A 17,838-nucleotide genomic window follows, 5' to 3' on the forward strand; every position below is an offset into this window, starting at 1 on the left:
CCGAGCGGCTCACCGCAGCGAGTCCCAGAGCTTTCGCGCCTCGGGCTCCTCGGCCACCACCCGGTTGGCGTCCGAGAGGGCCGGCACCACCGGCATCGTCACCGTCCGCACCCGGTCCGCCGTGAGGCCGTCGAGGCTGCGGCCCAGGCGCGTCAGCTCGTTCAGGGAGTCCAGGCCGGTGTCGGTGGTGAGGCTGCCGGTGACCGCGTCCGCGACCTCGTACAGCTTCGCGGGGTCGGTGAGCAGGTCGGTCGCGGAGACCCGGGTCAGCAGCGCCTTGACCAGCTTCTGCTGGAGCTCTATGCGGTCCAGGTCGCTGCCGTTCGCCGTGCCGTACCGGGTGCGGGCCAGGCCCAGGGCCTGGGTGCCGTTCAGGTGGTGGGTGCCCGCTCGGAGCCGCAGGTGGCTCTTGTCGTCGTCGATGTCCTCCTCGGTGGTGACGGTGACCCCGCCGAGCGCGTCCACCAGCTTCGCGAAGCCGGAGAAGTCGATCTCGATGTAGTGGTCCATGCGCAGGCCCGTGAGCGACTCCACCGTCTTCACCGCGCACACCGGCCCGCCCACCGCGTACGCGGTGTTGAACATCACCTGGTACGCCGCCGGGGTCGAACCGCCCGACGGCAGCGGGCAGGACGGCCGGATGACCAGCGTGTCGCGCGGGATGCTGACCACCGTGGCGCTGGTGCGGCCCGCGTCGAGGTGCACGACCATCGCCGTGTCGGAGCGGGCGCCGGAGCTGTCGCCGCCGCCCAGTTCCCGGTTCTGCGCGCCGCTGCGCGAGTCCGAGCCGAGGACCAGGATGTTCAGGGCGCCGGTGGGCGGCGCGGCGGCGAAGGCCGAGGCGGACGGGGTGGAGGCCGCCGGGCGGTCGTCGCCGAGCGCGCTGTTGATGTCGACGCCGCGGATGTTGCTGTCCAGCCGCCAGTACGCCCAGGCCGCCGCCCCGAGTCCCAGCAGCAGCGCGCCCGCCAGAGCGAGGCCGGCGGCCTTCAGCACCATCGACCGCCGGCCCATGCGTCCGCCCCCGTCCCCGTCGCCGTCGTGTCCCGTCACAACGAGGAACGTAAGTCCGAATTATTACGAGCAGGGATGTGGGGCAGCGTTTCTTCAGAAATTCTCAGACTTCCCGGGGGGCGGGGCCGGCGCCCGGGCGACGCGTCGGCGCCGGGGCCGTCGGGCCCGAGGGTCCGCCGGCGGGCGCCGTCCTCCTCGGACGGCGCGTCCGCCTCGTCCCAGCGGATCCGGGGGTGCTCACGACGATGAATTTCGAAAGTTTCGATTGCACAACCGACAGACTTCGATCACTTGAGGGCCGCCGGCCCCACCCGTCGACACGTCACCTTCCGGCCACGGCCGTACTGCTGCGCACCACCAGGCTGGTGGCGAGTTCCACCCGGGTGGCCGCCGCGGAGCCGTCGGCGCGTCCGAGGTCGAGGACCAGCCTGGCCGCCGCCTCCGCCATCTCCGTCAGCGGCTGCCGCACGGTCGTCAGCGGCGGCCCCACCCAGCGCGCCACCGGCAGGTCGTCGAAGCCGACCACGCTCAGGTCCTCCGGGATGCGCAGGCCCAGCTCCCGCGCGGCCTCGTACAGGCCGAGCGCCTGCAGGTCGTTGCCGGCGAAGACGGCGGTGGGCCGGTCCGGGCGGCGCAGCAGCGCCAGGCCCTGCCGGTAGCCGGCCTCGTGGTGGAAGTCGCCGGTGCGGATCAGCCCGGGGTCGACCGGCAGCCCGGCCGTCTCCAGGGCGGCCCGGTAGCCGTCGATCCGGGCGCGGCTGCACATCATCCGCGAGGGCCCGCTGATGGCGCCGATGCGGGTGTGCCCCAGCTCGACCAGGTGCCGGGTCGCGGCGAGCCCGCCCTGCCAGTTGGTGGCGCCGATGGACGGCACGTCGGTGCCCGGGTCGCCGGCCGGGTCCATCACCACGAACGGGATGGAGCGGCTGGTCAGCAGCGCCCGCTGGGACTCGTCGAGCCCGGACAGCACCAGGACCACCCCGTGCGGGCGGCGGGCGGCCACCTGGTCGGCCCAGGTCCGCCCGGGGGTGAGCCGGCCCGCGCTCTCCGAGAGCACCACGCTCAGGCCCGCGTCCCTGGCGACGTTCTCCACGCCCCGGATGACCTCCATCGCCCAGGCGCTCTCCAGTTCGTGGAAGACCAGGTCGATCAGGGGCGAGCGGGTCGCCTCGGCCCGGCGGCGCCGGTAGCCGTGGGCGCGCAGCAGTTCCTCCACCCGAGCCCGGGTGGCCGGGGCCACGTCGGCCCGGCCGTTGAGGACCTTCGAAACAGTCGGCGCCGACACGCCGGCCTCACGGGCGATCTCGGCGAGGGTCGCGGTCTGCGCCGATCGCCCGTGCGTCCGGGTTTCAGCGGGCTGCGGGGATGTCATGGCGGCGATCGTATCCCTGCGGGACCTCTTGACGAAGTCCTCGGAGCGCCATAGGTTCCCGGAACATTCGAATTATGGACCGAAACATTCGTGAGAGGGCCGTCCGTCCCCCCGACAGGAGTTTCATGACCACCGCGCCCTGGCGTGACCCCGCCCTGCCCGCCGCCGCCCGCGTCGACGACCTCCTCTCCCGGATGACCCTGGAGGAGAAGACCGCCCAGCTGTACGGCGTGTGGGTGGGCGCCGCCACGGACGGCGACGGAGTCGCCCCGCACCAGCACGACATGACCATCGACTACGACTGGGACGAGCTGATCACCCACGGCCTGGGCCAGCTCACCCGCCCCTTCGGCACCGCCCCCGTGGACCCGGCGCTGGGCGCGCAGGCACTGGCCCGCGCCCAGCGCCGCATCACCGAGGCGGGCCGGTTCGGCATTCCGGCCGTCGCGCACGAGGAGTGCCTGGCCGGCTTCACCGCCTGGCGGGCCACCGCCTACCCGGTGCCGCTGGCCTGGGGTGCGAGCTTCGATCCGGAGCTGGTGGCGGACATGGCCCGGCGCATCGGCCGCGACCTGCGCTCGGTCGGCGTCCACCAGGGGCTCGCGCCCGTCCTGGACGTCGTACGGGATCCGCGCTGGGGCCGGGTGGAGGAGACCATCGGCGAGGACCCGTACCTGGTCGGCACGATCGGCGCCGCGTACGTGCGGGGGCTGGAGTCGGCGGGGATCGTCGCCACGCTCAAGCACTTCGCCGGGTACGCCGCCTCGGCCGGCGCCCGCAACCTGGCGCCGGTGCGGGCCGGGGTGCGCGAGTTCGCGGACGTCACCCTGCCGCCGTTCGAGATGGCGCTGCGCGAGGGCGGGGCGCGGTCGGTGATGGCGGCGTACACCGAGACCGACGGCGTGCCCGCCTCGGCGGACCCCGGGCTGCTGACCGGGATCCTGCGCGAGGAGTGGGGGTTCACGGGGACGGTGGTCGCGGACTACTTCGGCGTCGGCTTCCTCGAGACCCTGCACCGGGTGGCGGGCAGCCCCGCCGAGGCGGCGCACGCGGCGCTCGCGGCCGGCATCGACGTGGAGCTGCCGACCCTGAAGTGCTACGGGAAACCGCTGCTGGAGGCGGTGCGGGCGGGCGAGGTTCCCCAGGACCTGATCGACCGCGCGGCCCGCCGCGTGCTGCTGCAGAAGTGCGAACTGGGCCTGCTGGACGAGGACTGGACCCCGGAGCCGGCCGGCCCCGTCGAGCTGGACTCGGCCGCCAACCGCGCCCTGGCCCGCCGCCTGGCGGAGGAGTCGGTGGTGCTGCTGGACAACCCGGACGGCCTGCTGCCGCTGGCCCCCGACACCCGGATCGCGGTGGTGGGCCCCCGCGCGGCCGACGCGCTGGCGATGCTCGGCTGCTACTCCTTCCCCTCCCATGTGCTCCCCCACCATCCCGAGGTGCCGACGGGCATCGAGATCCCGACGGTGCTCCAGGCGCTGCGGGACGAACTGCCGGACGCCAAGGTGACGTTCGCCGAGGGCTGCGGGGTGTCCGACCCGGACACCGCCGGATTCGAGGAGGCGGTGGCCCGCGCGGCCGAGGCGGACGTGTGCGTGGCCGTGCTGGGCGACCGGGCGGGCCTGTTCGGCCGGGGCACCTCGGGCGAGGGCTGCGACACCTCCGACCTCGGGCTGCCCGGTGTGCAGGGGGCGCTGCTGGACGCGCTGGTGGCGACGGGCGTGCCGGTGGTGCTGGTGCTGCTGACCGGGCGGCCGTACGCGCTCGGCCGCTGGCAGGGCCGGCTGGCCGCCGTGGTCCAGGCGTTCTTCCCGGGGGAGGAGGGCGGCCCCGCGGTGGCGGGCGTGCTGTCGGGCCGCGTCAACCCCTCCGGGCGCCTGCCGGTGAGCGTCCCGCGGGTGCCCGGCGGGCAGCCCTGGACCTATCTCCAGCCGCCGCTCGGCCTCGCGGGCGAGGTCAGCAACCTCGACCCGACCCCGCTGTACGCCTTCGGCCACGGCCGCTCGTACACGACGTTCGCCTGGGAGGACGTCGCCGGCACGGAGCCGGGGATCGGCACGGACGGCTCGTACGACCTCTCGCTCACCGTCCGCAACACCGGCGACCGCGCGGGCGCGGAGGTGGTGCAGCTGTACCTGCACGACCCGGTGGCGTCGGTGACCCGGCCCGACGTCCGCCTGGTCGGCTACCGGCGCGTGGAGCTGGCGCCGGGCGAGGCGGCGCGGGTGACGTTCCGGTTCCACGCGGACCTGTCAGCGTTCACCGACCGTTCGGGGCGGCGGGTGGTGGAGCCCGGTGACCTGGAACTGCGGCTGGCGGCGTCCAGCGCGGACGTGCGCCACACGGCACGGCTGACGCTCACCGGCCCGCTGCGGGTGCTCGGCCCGGACCGGCGGCTGCGGTGCGAGACGGAGGTGGCGCGGCCGACGTGACCCGCCGCGCCGGGAGCGCGGTGGGCGGGCCGCCGCACCGCGGGCGGCGGCCCGCCTCCCCGGCGCCCGCCGCCGTCGCCCGGCCGGCGGCGGGCCCGGTCACGGGCTCCCGGCCACGACGTCCCCGGTCAGTCCGCGGCCACCGACTCGAACCGCCACCGGTGCACCGCCCGGGTGACCAGGTCCCCGTCGGGCTCCGGCAGTTCGGGCAGCTCGGCGTCGTACGGCGCGTCCCACCAGGTGATGACCAGGACCCGGTCCCCGGGGGCGCGCAGGGTCTCCCGGCGCAGGGGCTCCGCGGCGAGCTGCTGCGCCCGGGCCCAGGCCAGCAGTTCCTCTCCCCGGCCGGGCACCGCCCGCGCCTCCCACATCAGCGCGACCGTCACGAGTACAGGTTCTCCTCACCGGTCTCGTGCACGTGGTCGTGACCGGGCACGTGCGGGTCCGTCACCGGCAGCGAGGAGTCCGCGGACAGGTCCCAGCCGGACGGGGGCCGGTTGCGGGCGACCATCTCCGCGCCGAGCGCGGCCACCATCGCCCCGTTGTCCGTGCACAGCTTCGGCCGCGGCACCCGCAGCCGGATCCCGGCCGCCTCGCAGCGCTCCTGCGCCAGGGCCCGCAGGCGGGAGTTGGCGGCGACGCCGCCGCCGATCATCAGGTGGTCGACGCCCTCGTCCTTGCAGGCGCGCACGGCCTTGCGGGTCAGCACGTCGACCACCGCCTCCTGGAAGGAGGCCGCCACGTCCCGCACCGGCACCTCCTCCCCCGCCGCCCGCCTGGCCTCGATCCAGCGGGCCACGGCCGTCTTCAGCCCGGAGAAGGAGAAGTCGTACGCCGGGTCGCGCGGGCCGGTCAGGCCGCGCGGGAAGGCGATCGCGTCCGGGTCGCCCTCGCGCGCGTACCGGTCGATGACCGGGCCGCCGGGGAAGCCGAGGTCCAGCACGCGGGCGATCTTGTCGAAGGCCTCGCCGGCCGCGTCGTCGATGGTGGCGCCCAGCGGGCGGACGTCGGAGGTGATGTCCGCCGACAGCAGCAGCGAGGAGTGCCCGCCGGACACCAGCAGCGCCATCGTGGGCTCCGGCAGCGCGCCGTGCTCCAGCTGGTCGACGCAGATGTGGGAGGCGAGGTGGTTGACGCCGTACAGCGGCTTGCCCAGGGCGTAGGCGTACGCCTTCGCCGCCGACACGCCGACCAGGAGGGCGCCCGCGAGGCCCGGCCCGGCGGTCACCGCGATGCCGTCCAGGTCCTTGGCGGAGACGCCCGCCTCCTTCAGCGCGCGGTCGATGGTGGGCACCATCGCCTCCAGGTGCGCCCGGCTGGCCACCTCCGGCACGACCCCGCCGAAGCGGGCGTGCTCGTCCACGCTGGACGCGACGGCGTCGGCCAGCAGGGTGGTACCGCGGACGACACCGACACCGGTCTCGTCGCAGGAGGTCTCGATCCCCAGCACCAGGGGTTCGTCAGTCATGGATCTCTGTTCCTCGTACGGACCGCGGCTCGGCCGCGGTCGGACACTGTGCACCCGTGGCGAAGCCGCTGCCGGCCGCCGGGGTCAGGCGCATGACCAGGGCGTCCACGTTGCCCGGCTGGTAGTAGCCGCGCCGGACGCCGACGGGTTCGAAGCCGAAGCGCTCGTACAGCCGCTGCGCGCGGACGTTGTCCACGCGGCACTCCAGCAGCACTTCGGCGCACTCGAACGCGGTCGCCGCCCTCAGCAGTTCGGTCAGCAGCCGCCCGCCGAGGCCGGTCCCCCAGTGGTCGCGGGCGACGGCGATGGTCTGGACGTCGGCCTGCTCGCCGGAGGCGACGAGTCCGGCGTACCCGACGATCCGCCCGGCGCCTTCCCCGGGGACCTGGGCGACCACGTACCGCCGGTTGGCCCCCGGTCCGCGCGCGTGGGCCAGCTCGGACCAGAACATCCCGCGCGACCAGGCGTCCTCGGGGAACAGGTCCCGTTCCAGTTCCAGCACGGGGTCGATGTCCCACCAGCGCATCTCGCGCAGCACGGGGGTCACGGGCCCGGTCACCTGGGGGTGACCACCTTGTAGTTCTTGGGGACCTGGGCGTCGGGGCGGCGCAGGTACAGCGGCCGGGGCGCGGGCAGTTCCTCGCCCCGGGCGAGCTTCTCGGCGGCCAGCCGGGCCAGGGCGGCGGCCGACACGTGCTCGGGCTCGTGCGCGCTGGGGAAGGTGTCCGGGTACAGCAGCGCGCCCGCGCCGACCGCGGGCAGGCCCTTCACCTGGCCGGCGATGTCGGCGGGCCGGTCCACGGCCGGGTCGGTGAGGCGGGTGCGGGAGTCGGCGTACCGCGCCCAGTAGACCTCCTTGCGGCGGGCGTCGGTCGCCACCACGAAGGGTCCCGTCAGGTCGGCGGCGTACGCCAGGCCGTCCAGGGTGCACACGCCGTGCACGGGCACGCCGAGCGCGAGGCCGAGGGTGTCCGCGGTCATCAGGCCGACGCGCAGCCCGGTGTACGGGCCCGGCCCGATGCCGGCGACGATGCCGGTGACGGCGTCCAGGCGGACGCCGGCCTCGGCGAGCACCCGGTCGATCGCCGGGAGCAGCAGTTCGCCGTGGCGGCGCGCGTCCACCTGGCTCGACGAGGCGATGACGTCCCCGCCGTCGTGCAGCGCGACGGTGACGGCGGGGGTGGCGGTATCCAGAGCGAGCAAGAGCACGCGAACAGCCTACGGCTCCCGCGTCCCGGGCGGTCGACACCCCGGCAAAACGGTCACCGGCTGCTACCGTCGCCCCGAGACGACACGCACGACGTACGACGCGACCGAGGTGGGCGCCCGTGGCCAGCAGCAGCTCCTCGACCGTCGCCGGACTCACCGCGGCGGCCCTGGTGACGGTGGGCGTCCTCGCCTACCAGGCGTCCGCGGGCGTCCCCGCGGGACCGGGCGCGCCGCGGGCGAGCGGCGCGCCGGCCGCGGCCGCCTCGAAGGCGCCCCGGGACCGGACGGACCCCGCCGCGCTGCCCGCGGGGTCCGGGACGGGTGAACGGGTGGTGTACTCGGTGGACGACGACCGGGTGTGGCTGGTCGGCGCGGACGGCCGGGTCCGGCGCACGTTCACGGTCACCCCGGGCGCGGTCGACCCGGAGCCGGGCACCTACGCGGTGACGTCCCGCTCGAAGCGGGTCACCGGATCCGACGGCGTCCCCGTCGAGCACGTCGTCCGCTTCACCAGCGTGGACGGCGTGGCCATCGGTTTCAGCGCGGCCGTGGACGGCTCGGCGCCGCGGCCCGGCCCGGGCGCGCGGACGGGCGGCATCCGGCAGTCGCGCGCGGACGGCGCGGCGATGTGGTCGTTCGCGACGATCGGGCAGAGGGTCGTCGTCATCCGCTAGCCGGGCCCCTGCCCGCGGGCCCGCGGCGGGTCAGGCGGCTTCCCGCCGGCGGTGCTCGGCGGGCGGTTCCGCCTCCTCGGGCTCCGGGGCGCGGGGCGGGGTGGAGATCACGGTCGCGGCGGCGCATGCCGCCAGCAGGTCCCGCATGGGCACCCCGGACACCGCGCGCTGCGGCGCCTCGTCTCGTTCCGTGGCCGGCATGGACGCCTCCTGAGGCCGGGGGCGGGCGTGGTTAGGTAGACCTAACTACGGGCTGGGTACCATGTGACCACGTCCGGGACGCCGAGCGCAACATCTTGCCGACGACTTGTCGGAACGTTCCGGGACGGGCCCGCGGTGCCGGGCCCGTCCCGCGGGCCGCCCGGAGCGCTCAGCCGGCGAGCACGCTCAGGTCCACCGCCGCCCAGCGCTCCCCCAGCCCGGTCAGCGTCACGTGCCGCACCTCGTCGGCGGTGTCGCCCACGGCCCGGTGGATCATGACCTGGAGCCGGTCGTCGGTCAGCTCCTCGACCTTGCCCTCGCCCCACTCCACGACGACCACGGACTCCGGCAGGGAGACGTCGAGGTCGAGGTCCTCCATCTCCTCCAGGCCGCCGGACAGCCGGTAGGCGTCCACGTGGACGAGCGGCGGGCCGTCGCCGAGGGAGGGGTGGACCCGGGCGATCACGAAGGTCGGGGAGGTGACCGCGCCGCGCACGCCGAGCCCTTCGCCGAGCCCGCGGGTCAGCGTCGTCTTGCCCGCTCCGAGCTCCCCGGTGAGCATCACCAGGTCGCCCGCGCGCAGCAGCTTGGCCAGTTCGCGGCCCAGTTCCCGCATCTGCTCGGGGGAGGTGACGATCAGCTCGGTGTCAGCCGGGTCGTGCGGTGCTGCTGGTGCTCTCATAGCCACCCACGGTAGCCCCTGCCGGGACCGCGCCGGCGCGCGCGAGCAGGTCGGCGAGGCGGTCGGTGACCACTTCCGGGTGCTCCAGCAGCACCAGGTGCCCGGCGTCCGGCACCAGCACCAGCTCCGCGTTCGGCAGCAGGTCGGCGATCGCCTCGCTGTGGTCGCTGGGCGTGACCATGTCCTGGATCCCGGCCAGCACGAGGACCGGCTTGTCCGCGAAGTGCGCGAGCGCCTCGGTCTTGTCGTGGTTGTCGAACGCCGGGTAGTACTCGGCGACCACGTCGATCGGCGTGCTCTCGATCATCCGTTCGGCGAAGCGCTCGATCGCCGGGTCGACGTCCCGCGACGCGAACGAGTACCGCTTGATGATCCCGGCGAACAGGTCCGCGGTCGCCCGCCGCCCCTTCTCCACCAGCTCGGCCCGCTGCCCCAGCGCCTTCAGCACCCCGGGCAGCACGCGCCGCACCACGTTGACGCCGGCCACGGGCAGTCCGAAGTTGACCTCGCCGAGCCGCCCGGACGACGTGCCGACGAGGACGACGCCGGCCACCCGCTCGCGGACCAGCTCGGGGAACTGGTCGGCGAGGGCCATCACGGTCATGCCGCCCATGGAGTGCCCGGCCAGCACGATCGGCCCCTCGGGCGCGGCCGCGTCGATCACGGCCTTCAGGTCGCGGCCCAGCTCCTCGATGGTGACCGGTTCGCCGTCCCGCACCTGGGCGACGCCCCGTCCCGACCGGCCGTGGCTGCGCTGGTCCCAGTACACGGCCCGCACCACGCCCCGCAGCGCGGCGCGCTGGAAGTGCCAGGAGTCCTGGTTCAGGCAGTAGCCGTGGCTGAAGACGACGGTCACGGGGGCGGGGGCCCGGCTCCCGAAGAGCCGCCGGCGGCGCGGGCCGGTCGCGGACGCGGTGTCCGGGTCGACGTCGTCGACCTCGTAGTACAGCTCGGTGCCGTCGTCGGCGTACGCCCTGCCGGGGGTGCCGCGCAGGGCGCCGTACGGTCCCGCCGCGTCGAGGACGAGCCGGGCCTTGGCGCGTATGCCGCGGCCGACGGTGAGCCGCTCGACGGCGACGCCGACGGCCGCGCCCGCCGCGATCACGCCTATCGCGGCGCCGGCGAGGCCGGTCGTCCTGCGCCAGCCGCCGGCGGCCGCCCCCGTGGCGGAGGCGACGGCCGCCGCGGCGACGTCCGCGACGGCCCCCCCACTGCTCTCGCTCACGTACCGCTCCCCTTTCCCGGCTCCACCGGGGCTCTTCCCAGGCCTTTCCGGGCTGCTGCGGGCCGGGCCGGTCCCCGGCCCTGCCCGCGCCGCTCGCGCCGGCGGTGTTCCCGTGCCGGTGCGGGCTCCTGTTCGGTTACCCCGCTTGCCGCTCGTTCACGTAGACGCGGGGAACGCGTGTTCCGATCCGGGTCACGATCTCGTACGCGATGGTGCCCGCGGCCTGCGCCCAGTCCTCCGCGGTGGGCTCGCCGCGGTCGCCGGGCCCGAAGAGGACGGCCTGCGCCCCCGGCTCGGGCTCGTCCCCGCCGAGGTCGACGACGAACTGGTCCATGGCGACCCGCCCGGCGACCGTGCGCCACTTGCCGTCGACCAGGACGGGGCCGGCCGAGGAGGCGTGCCGCGGGATGCCGTCGGCGTAGCCCAGCGGCACCAGGCCGAGGGTGGTGTCGCCGGGGGTGACGTAGTGGTGGCCGTAGCTGACGCCGTGCCCGCCCGGGACGTGCTTGACCAGGGCCAGGGAGGCCGACAGCGTCATGGCCGGGCGCAGGCCGAGGTCGGCCGGGGTGCCGACCTCGGGGCTGGGCGAGATGCCGTAGAGGGCGATCCCCGGCCGTACCAGGTCGAAGTGGGACTCGGGGAGCGTGAGGGTGGCCGGGGAGTTGGCGATGTGCCGCACCTCGGGGCGCACGCCCCGCTGCTCGGCGTACGCCACCATCTCCCGGAAGCGGGTGAGCTGGGCGGCGATGGAGGGGTGGCCGGGCTCGTCGGCGCGGGCGAAGTGGGACCACAGGCCGGTCACCCGCACCTGTCCCGCGCGCTCGGCGCGCAGGGCCTCGCCGACCAGTTCGGCCCAGTCCGCGCCGGGCTGGCAGCCGCCGCGCCCGAGCCCGGTGTCGGCCTTGAGGTGCACGCGCGCGGGGCGGCCCGCGAGCCGTGCCGCCGCCGTGACCTCCCTGAGGGCCCACATCCCGCTGACGGACACGTCGAGGCCGGCCTCGACGGCCTCCCGCCAGGGCCCGCCGGGCGTCCACAGCCAGCACATGATCCGTACGTCCGCCGGCAGCCCGGCGTCGGCGCGCAGCGCGAGCGCCTCCTCGGGCGTGGCGGTGCCCAGCCAGGTCGCCCCCGCCTCGACCGCCGCGCGGGCGCACGGCAGTGCTCCGTGTCCGTACCCGTCGGCCTTCACGACCGCCATCAGGGCCGCGTCCGGCGCGAGGGCGCGCAGGGTGCGCGCGTTGGCCCGCACGGCGGCCAGGTCGATCTCGGCGCGGGCCCGCAGGGGCGCGGTCCGCAGGGCTGCTGTCTCACTCATCGCCGCCCAGTGTCTCAGAGGGGACGAACAGGACCGGAGGCAGCGGGTCCGCCCAGGCCGCGTCCGGACTCACCCCCGCACCACGTCCCGCCAGGCCCCGGGGATCGCCTCCGCCACGTCGTGCGCGCTCACCGGCGCCCCGTCCGCCGCGAGCCTCCCGGCCAGCCCGTGCAGGTACGCCGCCACGCTCCCGGCGTCCCGCGCCGGCAGCCCCGCCGCCAGCAGCGATCCGGCGAGCCCCGACAGCACGTCCCCGCTCCCGGCCGTCGCCAGCCAGGGCGTCCCGGTGGGGTTCACCCGTACGGCGCCGCCGGCCGCGTCGGCGACCAGCGTCGTCGACCCCTTCAGCAGCACCGTCGCCCCGTACCGCGCCGCCAGCTCCCGCGCCGAGGCCAGCCGCGCCCCCTCGACCTCCTCCCGGTCCACCCCGAGCAGCGCGGCGGCCTCCCCGGCGTGCGGGGTCAGCAGCGTCGGCGCGGTACGGGCCCGTACGAGCCCGCGGTCGGCCAGCCGCAGCCCGTCCGCGTCGATCAGCACGGGCACGTCGGCCGTCAGCACCTCGGCCACGGCGCGGCCGTCGTCACCGGCCCCGGGCCCGACGACCCAGGCCTGCACGCGTCCCGCCCGCCGCGGCCCCCGGTCCGACACGAGCGCCTCGGGAAAGCGGGCGATCACCGCGTCCCTGGCGGGTCCGACGTAGCGCACGGCCCCGGCCCCGCCCCGCAGCGCCCCCGACACCGCGAGCACCGCCGCCCCCGGATACCGCGCGGACCCGGCGGCGACGCCGACGACCCCGCGCCGGTACTTGTCGCTCTCGGCGGCCGGCGCGGGCAGCAGCCGCGCCACGTCCGCGTGCTGCAACGCCTCCAGTTCGGGCTCGGCCGGCAGTTCCAGCCCGATGTCGACCAGCCGTACGGACCCGGCGTGCTCCCGCGCCGGGTCGATCAGCAGCCCCGGCTTGTGCGTCCCGAAGGTCACCGTCAGGTCGGCCCGGACCGCGGCCCCGCGCACCTCGCCGGTGTCGGCGTCCACCCCGCTCGGCAGGTCGACGGCGACGACGGCGGCCCGCGCCCGCTCGGCCGCGGCGGCCAGCGGCGCCGCGTCCGGCCGCAGCCCGCCCTTGCCGCCGATCCCGACGATGCCGTCGAGGACGAGGTCGGCCCGCTCGATCAGCTCCTCGCCCGCGCCCGGGGCCGCGACGGTCCCGCCCGCCCGGCGCAGCGCCGCGAGCCCTCCGGCGTGCGCCCGTTCCGGCGCGAGCAGCACCGCCGTGACGCCCGCGCCGCGCCGGGCGAGCCGGGCGCCGGCGTACAGGGCGTCGCCCCCGTTGTCGCCGCTGCCGACCAGCAGCACGACGCGGCTGCCGTACACCCGCCCCAGCAGATCCGCGCAGGCGGCGGCGAGCCCGGCCGCCGCCCGTTGCATCAACGCTCCCTCGGGGAGCCGCGCCATCAGCTCCCGCTCAGCCGTCCTGACCGTCTCCACGCTGTACGCAGTACGCATGCGGTCGAGTCTCCCGCACGTCGTGCACGACGGTGCGGCCGTCGCGCCGCACATGTTCCGCCGCGCCCATTGACGCTCTGCCGCGCTCTTGCCAAACTCACGGCTCCCCACAGGATGAATCGATTCACTCGAATCGGTTCGACACTCACGAGCGGAGACCCACTCCCATGGGACGCAGAGCCGCACTCCTCTCCTCACGCACGTCCGTCCGCGCGTCGGCGCGCAAGCGCGCCGGCCTGGCCGCCGCCGGCGCGGTCGCCCTCCTCACCCTGGCGGGCGCCCTGACCGCGCCCGCGCCCGCCGCCGCGGCCCCCGCCCGCGCCGCCGCCTGCGGCGACGGCGCGTACCAGGCCGAGGCCGTGCTCAACGGGAGCACCTGGACCGCCCGGCGCGGCGGCAGCACCGTCTACACCGGCACCGACCTGCGGGCCGCCGTCCAGGCGGCGGTGAACAGCCTGACCGCCGGACGCACGGCCAAGGAGCGGGTCGTGGTCCGCGGCTCGGGCTCCATGTCGGCGGGCTCGCGCATCTCGCTGCCGAGCTACACGGTGCTCGACGTCTGCGGCACGATCAACGTCACCGGCAGCGGCACGGGCGACCAGGCGCCGGTCTACTCCCGCGGCACCCGGGACGTCGAGGTCCAGCACCTCAACGTCACGGGCAGCCCGCTGTACGGCGTCTTCCTGCGCAACGTGCAGAACGTCGTCCTCGGCCGGATCGACATGCGCCTGTCCGCCGGCCTCGGCGTCCGCATCGACAACCGCGGCGACACCAGCCAGTGGACGCGCAACGTCCGCATCGACGACGTCTACGTCTCGGGCGCGTCCAGCCACGCCGTCGAGACCTACGGCGTCGACGGCCTCACCGTCGGCACGGTGACCGCCCGCGACGTGGGCGAGTCCGGACTGCTGCTCAATCAGACCATCAACGCCACCGTCACCAAGGTGGACGCGGAGAACGCGGGCACCGGAACCGGGTACGCCGCCTTCCGCATGGCCAACCGCAACGGCCGGGTGGGCAACTCCTACCCGACCAACATCCGCGTCGGCGAGGTCGTGGCACGCGGCGGCGGGCGCGGCGTGTTCTGCGTCTCGGAGAGCGGCGGCGCGACCATCGACCGGGTGACCCTGTCCCACACCGGCAACAACGCGATCCTGGTCGAGAACTGCTCCAACGTGAACATCGCCGCCCGGAGCGGCACGGTCACGGGCGGCGGCGAGATCCGCCTCGCGGCCCGCTCGGAGTTCCCGAACAACTCCGACATCACGATCCAGAACCTGACGGTGACCAATTCCGCGATCCGCGAGAGCCCGTGCGGCACGAACACCACGTTCCGCAACAACACGCTGGTCAACAGCGTGCAGTCGATCTGCTGAGGGCCGTCGCGGAAGGCCGCCTCCCCCGCTTCCTCACCCCTCGGCGACGACGACGGCCGAAGCCACCCCGGCATCATGACTGAGCGACACGTGCCAGGACCGCACGCCCAGCTCGGCCGCGCGGGCGGCCACGGTTCCGGTCACCCGGAGCCGGGGCCGCCCGCTGTCCTCGACGTACACCTCGGCGTCGGTCCAGTGCAGCCCGGCCGGGGCGCCGAGCGCCTTGGCCACCGCCTCCTTGGCGGCGAACCTGGCGGCCAGCGAGGCGACACCCCGCCGCTCCCCGCTGGGCAGCAGCAACTCGCTCTTCAGGAACAGCCGGTCGGCCAGTCCCGGCGTCCGCTTCAGCGACGCCTCGAACCGGTCGATCTCCGCGACGTCGATACCGACCCCGATGATGCTCATGCCGAGCACCCTACGATCCGCGCGACGGCCGCCGGCTCGGGTCCCCCGTGAACGGACCGGCCACGTCGGTCACGGTGCCGGCCCGGTCGGGGAAGCGGATGAGTGCGTTCGCGTCGGGGTACACGGCGAGGGCCCGGCGGGCAGCCGCGGGAACGGCGGCCTCGCGTGCGTCCAGGACCTGCGGGACCGCCGCGGCCCGCGCCGAGCGGTATCCGTCCGCGAAGCCCTTGGCCCACTGCGCGAGGTGCTCCCTCGCATCCGGCGCCCTCCTGGCGCGCGCCCGGGCCATGTCGTCGAGGGAGACGACGCCGCGCCGCCCGAGGCCCCCCAGCCCGTTGTGGAAGTCGGCCGGCGCCTTCTCCCGCGGGACGCCCCGTGCGAGGCCCGGCGCCGCGAACCGGCAGAGGCCGAGCAGTTCCGACCGTGCGTCCCGGGCTTCGTCCTCCCGGGAACCGTCCATAGGTCAGTCCTGTCCGGGAGCGCTCGGGGGAGCCTCCGGGTCCGCGTCGAACAGGCCCTCCGCGCTCTCCACGGTGCCGGCCCGTTCGAGCCAGTCGTCGAGGCGGTCGAGGTCGGTGCAGGCGGTGATGCGCTCGCGCACCTCGTCGGAGACCAGAAGACGGCGCCCCTCCAGCACGCGCAGAACTCCCTCGATCTTCCCTTCGGCCTTCCCTTCGGCCTTCCCTTCGGCCTTGCCCTCGAGGTAGGCCCGCTCCATGACCGTGCCCCGGCCAGGGAAGTAGTTGACGAAGGTCATGATGTTCCTCCATTTTTCTCCGGCGGGGGTGTTCCCCAGGGTGGCGTCAAGGAACTGGTAGATGTAGTCCGAGATCTCGGAGTCCAGCCTCGCGAGGGCTCGGGCCAGCACGTCCAGTATGGCGTCGATGTCAGGACTGTTGGCATGTGTCAGGACGGAGAACGCCGCCATGGCGGGCTTCTCCATGGCCGTTCTCACGTCGGTGATCGGCGGGATGTTGTCCGGGCTCACGACCAGGGGATACGTCCGCTGGGCGGTCCAGCCGCGGGCTCCGCAGTCGAACGGGCCGGCGGCCCACGCGGCGGTGGCCCGGTCCCGGCAGGCCACGAGCAGCAGCACGGGCAGGCCGTACTTCGAGTTGAGGTACGCGATGTAGTACGGCCAGCTCGACTCCTTCCTCGGGTCCCGCCGCTCCTGCGCCTCCACGGCGAGCAGGAAGGCGTCGCCGTCGGCGGAGGTGACCCGCAGCACCGTGTCGACGTGACGCGCCATCGGCCTGGTCTCCGTCACGTCGGAGACGATCGCGTCCACCGCCGCCTTCTCGGGCAACTCGACGTCCAGCACGTCGAAGACGGGCGTGAGGATTTCAGGCCTCTCCTGAAAGATGCGATGCATGCCCTCATGGGCGGATGTGACCATGTGCGCAACCTAGGCGGCTCAAGGGATGGGCTGTCCGGGTGATCGGGATACGTTCACCCTTTCGGGGATCGGCAAAACGTTCACGCGACCCCGGCCAGTTCGCACCACACGTACTTGCCCCGGCTGCCGTCCCTCGTCAGCGGCTGCCACCCCCACAGGTCGGAGCAGGCCCGGACCAGCGCGAGCCCCCTTCCCCCCTCCAGGTCGAGGGCCTGCTCGAAGGAGTGCGGCGGTCCGGGCGGCTGCGGGTCCGCGTCCCACGCCCCGATCCGCAGCACCCCCGCCGACCAGCACACCCGCAGGGCGGCCGGGCCCTTGGCATGACATACGGCGTTGGAGACCAGCTCCGCCGCGAGCAGCTCCGCCACGTCGACGAGGCGGATCAGCCCGTGCACGGTCAGGATCAGCCGGAGGGTCCGGCGGCTGACGGTGACGGCACGCAGGTCGTTGGGGAGGGAGAGGGAGTACTCCCAGGACTCGTCGGGCTCGTTGGACTCGGTTCCGGGCATGCGTGACTCCTGTCGAGGCGAGGGAGTTGGCAGGGGGCGCTACGCGTCCGGGCGGTGGCAGTGCCGCGGCCGCCGCGGCAGGGCGGGGCGGTGCGCTTCCGCAGAGTGCGCGTCGCGTCACCGACCGTAGGGCTAATTATTTAAACTCTGCAAGCGGATCGCGTAGTGTTACGCCCGAACGAGTCGCGTTCGCGGGCGGGTTGGGAGAAACAGCCGATGGCTTTGAGGAACGAGCCGACGGCCCGTCAGCTTCGACTGGCGGTCGAACTGCGCAGGCTCCGCGAAGCGGCGGGCCTCACCGCCCGGCAGGCGGCGGCCCTCCTCGGGGTGACCGCACCGGTCATCAGCCAGATCGAGTCCGGAATCGCAGGCGTCAGCGAACAGCGGCTCCGCCGCCTCGCCTCCCATTACGCCTGCACGGACGACGAGTTCATCGACGCTCTGGTCGCCATGGCCACCGACCGCACACGCGGCTGGTGGGAGGAGTACCGGGGCCTGCTGCCCACGTCGTTCCTGGACCTCGCCGAGCTGGAGCACCACGCCTCCTTCCTGCACGAGGTGGCGATCCTGTACGTACCCGGCCTGCTGCAGACCGAGGAGTACGCCCGGGCCGTCTTCTCCAGCAGGGTCCCCGAACTCACGGCTGAAGAACTTGAGTTGCGGGTCCACCATCGGATGAGACGCCAGCAGATCACCATTCCGTACGAGTTGGTGATCCACGAGGCGGCCCTGCGTATCAGGGTCAGCAACCGAGCCGTCTCCCGTGCTCAGCTCGGCAAGCTCCTGGAACTCTCCGAAGCGGACCACATCACCGTGCGCGTCATCCCGTTCGACCTGGACGACTTCGCGCGAGCCGCCAGCACGATGACGTACGCGGGCGGTCCCGTCCCCAGACTGGACACGGTGGTGCGTGACGTCCCCCACGGCTCGGCCTTCATCGACTCCGAAGCACAGCTCAGCGCCTTTCGAACGCGCTTCCGTAAGGTGGAAGCTGTGTCACTCGACCCCGAACCGTCGCGTGACTTCATCAGTCGGCTGGCGAAGGAGCTGTGAGGCA

Annotated in this window: 19 protein-coding genes; 4 read left to right on the forward strand and 15 right to left on the reverse strand. The window is 74.5% G+C overall.

Going from position 1 to position 17,838, the window contains the following annotated elements; translation table 11 throughout:
* Window positions 1-9 precede the first annotated feature (9 nt).
* Together ABD363_RS01525 and ABD363_RS01530 are read right to left on the reverse strand one after the other, a co-directional pair.
* Window positions 10-1,014 carry an LCP family protein gene (locus ABD363_RS01525; protein WP_344599739.1) on the reverse strand — a complete coding sequence of 335 codons (1,005 nt, stop codon included), beginning with the start codon at window positions 1,012-1,014 and terminating at the stop codon, window positions 10-12.
* Between the two features lie 322 nt (window positions 1,015-1,336).
* Window positions 1,337-2,386: a LacI family DNA-binding transcriptional regulator gene (locus tag ABD363_RS01530; RefSeq protein WP_344599501.1), complete on the reverse strand. Its 1,050-nt coding sequence runs from the start codon at window positions 2,384-2,386 to the stop codon at window positions 1,337-1,339.
* A gap of 125 nt (window positions 2,387-2,511) precedes the next feature.
* On the opposite strand from ABD363_RS01530, the gene ABD363_RS01535 reads away from it, so the two are divergent.
* Window positions 2,512-4,818 (forward strand): beta-xylosidase/alpha-l-arabinosidase, encoded by a 2,307-nt coding sequence (locus tag ABD363_RS01535; protein WP_344599502.1) that lies wholly within the window; start codon window positions 2,512-2,514, stop codon window positions 4,816-4,818.
* A 128-nt stretch (window positions 4,819-4,946) separates the two neighbouring features.
* Here ABD363_RS01535 and ABD363_RS01540 read toward each other — a convergent pair whose 3' ends face one another.
* From ABD363_RS01540 to tsaB, 4 genes are read right to left on the reverse strand one after another with little or no spacing between them, the layout of a single operon-like run.
* Complete coding sequence (locus tag ABD363_RS01540; RefSeq protein WP_344599503.1) at window positions 4,947-5,204, reverse strand: hypothetical protein; 258 nt, start codon at window positions 5,202-5,204, stop codon at window positions 4,947-4,949.
* Window positions 5,201-6,286: a tRNA (adenosine(37)-N6)-threonylcarbamoyltransferase complex transferase subunit TsaD gene (gene tsaD / locus ABD363_RS01545; RefSeq protein WP_344599504.1), complete on the reverse strand. Its 1,086-nt coding sequence runs from the start codon at window positions 6,284-6,286 to the stop codon at window positions 5,201-5,203. The genes ABD363_RS01540 and tsaD overlap by 4 nt, the downstream gene beginning before the upstream one ends.
* Window positions 6,279-6,845 carry a ribosomal protein S18-alanine N-acetyltransferase gene (gene rimI / locus ABD363_RS01550; RefSeq protein ID WP_344599505.1) on the reverse strand — a complete coding sequence of 189 codons (567 nt, stop codon included), beginning with the start codon at window positions 6,843-6,845 and terminating at the stop codon, window positions 6,279-6,281. Before rimI ends, tsaD begins: the two co-directional genes overlap by 8 nt.
* A complete protein-coding gene (gene tsaB, locus ABD363_RS01555) occupies window positions 6,842-7,495 on the reverse strand; it encodes a tRNA (adenosine(37)-N6)-threonylcarbamoyltransferase complex dimerization subunit type 1 TsaB (RefSeq protein ID WP_344599506.1) in 654 nt (217 codons plus the stop codon). The genes rimI and tsaB overlap by 4 nt, the downstream gene beginning before the upstream one ends.
* Window positions 7,496-7,614: 119 nt before the next feature.
* On the opposite strand from tsaB, the gene ABD363_RS01560 reads away from it, so the two are divergent.
* Complete coding sequence (locus tag ABD363_RS01560; protein ID WP_344599507.1) at window positions 7,615-8,169, forward strand: hypothetical protein; 555 nt, start codon at window positions 7,615-7,617, stop codon at window positions 8,167-8,169.
* 30 nt (window positions 8,170-8,199) lie between these two features.
* Here ABD363_RS01560 and ABD363_RS01565 read toward each other — a convergent pair whose 3' ends face one another.
* The 5 genes from ABD363_RS01565 to ABD363_RS01585 all read right to left on the reverse strand — a co-directional run bounded on the left by ABD363_RS01565 (window position 8,200) and on the right by ABD363_RS01585 (window position 13,095).
* Window positions 8,200-8,370, reverse strand: coding sequence for a hypothetical protein (locus ABD363_RS01565; protein ID WP_344599508.1), 171 nt, complete (start codon window positions 8,368-8,370; stop codon window positions 8,200-8,202).
* A gap of 169 nt (window positions 8,371-8,539) precedes the next feature.
* Window positions 8,540-9,052 carry a tRNA (adenosine(37)-N6)-threonylcarbamoyltransferase complex ATPase subunit type 1 TsaE gene (tsaE, locus tag ABD363_RS01570; RefSeq protein WP_344599509.1) on the reverse strand — a complete coding sequence of 171 codons (513 nt, stop codon included), beginning with the start codon at window positions 9,050-9,052 and terminating at the stop codon, window positions 8,540-8,542.
* Entirely contained in the window at window positions 9,018-10,277 is a 1,260-nt protein-coding gene (locus tag ABD363_RS01575) for an alpha/beta fold hydrolase (protein ID WP_344599510.1), read from the reverse strand. The genes tsaE and ABD363_RS01575 overlap by 35 nt, the downstream gene beginning before the upstream one ends.
* 136 nt (window positions 10,278-10,413) lie before the next feature.
* A complete protein-coding gene (gene alr / locus ABD363_RS01580) occupies window positions 10,414-11,592 on the reverse strand; it encodes an alanine racemase (protein ID WP_344599511.1) in 1,179 nt (392 codons plus the stop codon).
* Between the two features lie 69 nt (window positions 11,593-11,661).
* Entirely contained in the window at window positions 11,662-13,095 is a 1,434-nt protein-coding gene (locus tag ABD363_RS01585; RefSeq protein ID WP_344599512.1) for an NAD(P)H-hydrate dehydratase, read from the reverse strand.
* Window positions 13,096-13,262: 167 nt separating this feature from the next.
* Here ABD363_RS01585 and ABD363_RS01590 point away from each other — a divergent pair, with 167 nt between their 5' ends.
* Window positions 13,263-14,471: a hypothetical protein gene (locus ABD363_RS01590; RefSeq protein WP_344599513.1), complete on the forward strand. Its 1,209-nt coding sequence runs from the start codon at window positions 13,263-13,265 to the stop codon at window positions 14,469-14,471.
* A gap of 33 nt (window positions 14,472-14,504) precedes the next feature.
* Here the strand turns inward: ABD363_RS01590 and ABD363_RS01595 are convergent, their stop codons facing one another.
* The 4 genes from ABD363_RS01595 to ABD363_RS01610 form a co-directional block, all read right to left on the reverse strand.
* Complete coding sequence (locus ABD363_RS01595) at window positions 14,505-14,876, reverse strand: holo-ACP synthase (protein ID WP_344599514.1); 372 nt, start codon at window positions 14,874-14,876, stop codon at window positions 14,505-14,507.
* 10 nt (window positions 14,877-14,886) lie between these two features.
* Window positions 14,887-15,336 carry a hypothetical protein gene (locus tag ABD363_RS01600; protein ID WP_344599515.1) on the reverse strand — a complete coding sequence of 150 codons (450 nt, stop codon included), beginning with the start codon at window positions 15,334-15,336 and terminating at the stop codon, window positions 14,887-14,889.
* Between the two features lie 3 nt (window positions 15,337-15,339).
* Window positions 15,340-16,248 (reverse strand): RpnC/YadD family protein, encoded by a 909-nt coding sequence (locus tag ABD363_RS01605; RefSeq protein WP_344599516.1) that lies wholly within the window; start codon window positions 16,246-16,248, stop codon window positions 15,340-15,342.
* Window positions 16,249-16,352: 104 nt separating this feature from the next.
* The gene (locus ABD363_RS01610; protein ID WP_344599517.1) at window positions 16,353-16,781 is read right to left on the reverse strand and encodes an ATP-binding protein; all 429 of its coding nucleotides are present in this window, start codon (window positions 16,779-16,781) and stop codon (window positions 16,353-16,355) included.
* Window positions 16,782-16,997: 216 nt separating this feature from the next.
* On the opposite strand from ABD363_RS01610, the gene ABD363_RS01615 reads away from it, so the two are divergent.
* On the forward strand, window positions 16,998-17,834 hold the full coding sequence (locus ABD363_RS01615) for a helix-turn-helix domain-containing protein (RefSeq protein ID WP_344599518.1): 837 nt from the start codon (window positions 16,998-17,000) through the stop codon (window positions 17,832-17,834).
* Window positions 17,835-17,838 lie beyond the last annotated feature (4 nt).

The sequence above is a fragment of the Streptomyces glaucus genome, assembly GCF_039533365.1.
GTDB lineage: Bacteria > Actinomycetota > Actinomycetes > Streptomycetales > Streptomycetaceae > Streptomyces > Streptomyces glaucus.

Coding starts and splice junctions, on each gene's coding strand:
- ABD363_RS01525 (WP_344599739.1), bottom strand. CDS start 1,014: ATGGGCCGGCGGTCGATGGTGCTGAAGGCCGCCGGCCTCGCTCTGGCG.
- ABD363_RS01530 (WP_344599501.1), bottom strand. CDS start 2,386: ATGACATCCCCGCAGCCCGCTGAAACCCGGACGCACGGGCGATCGGCG.
- ABD363_RS01535 (WP_344599502.1), top strand. CDS start 2,512: ATGACCACCGCGCCCTGGCGTGACCCCGCCCTGCCCGCCGCCGCCCGC.
- tsaD (WP_344599504.1), bottom strand. CDS start 6,286: ATGACTGACGAACCCCTGGTGCTGGGGATCGAGACCTCCTGCGACGAG.
- ABD363_RS01565 (WP_344599508.1), bottom strand. CDS start 8,370: ATGCCGGCCACGGAACGAGACGAGGCGCCGCAGCGCGCGGTGTCCGGG.
- tsaE (WP_344599509.1), bottom strand. CDS start 9,052: ATGAGAGCACCAGCAGCACCGCACGACCCGGCTGACACCGAGCTGATC.
- alr (WP_344599511.1), bottom strand. CDS start 11,592: ATGAGTGAGACAGCAGCCCTGCGGACCGCGCCCCTGCGGGCCCGCGCC.
- ABD363_RS01585 (WP_344599512.1), bottom strand. CDS start 13,095: ATGCGTACTGCGTACAGCGTGGAGACGGTCAGGACGGCTGAGCGGGAG.
- ABD363_RS01590 (WP_344599513.1), top strand. CDS start 13,263: ATGGGACGCAGAGCCGCACTCCTCTCCTCACGCACGTCCGTCCGCGCG.
- ABD363_RS01595 (WP_344599514.1), bottom strand. CDS start 14,876: ATGAGCATCATCGGGGTCGGTATCGACGTCGCGGAGATCGACCGGTTC.
- ABD363_RS01600 (WP_344599515.1), bottom strand. CDS start 15,336: ATGGACGGTTCCCGGGAGGACGAAGCCCGGGACGCACGGTCGGAACTG.
- ABD363_RS01605 (WP_344599516.1), bottom strand. CDS start 16,248: ATGCATCGCATCTTTCAGGAGAGGCCTGAAATCCTCACGCCCGTCTTC.
- ABD363_RS01610 (WP_344599517.1), bottom strand. CDS start 16,781: ATGCCCGGAACCGAGTCCAACGAGCCCGACGAGTCCTGGGAGTACTCC.
- ABD363_RS01615 (WP_344599518.1), top strand. CDS start 16,998: ATGGCTTTGAGGAACGAGCCGACGGCCCGTCAGCTTCGACTGGCGGTC.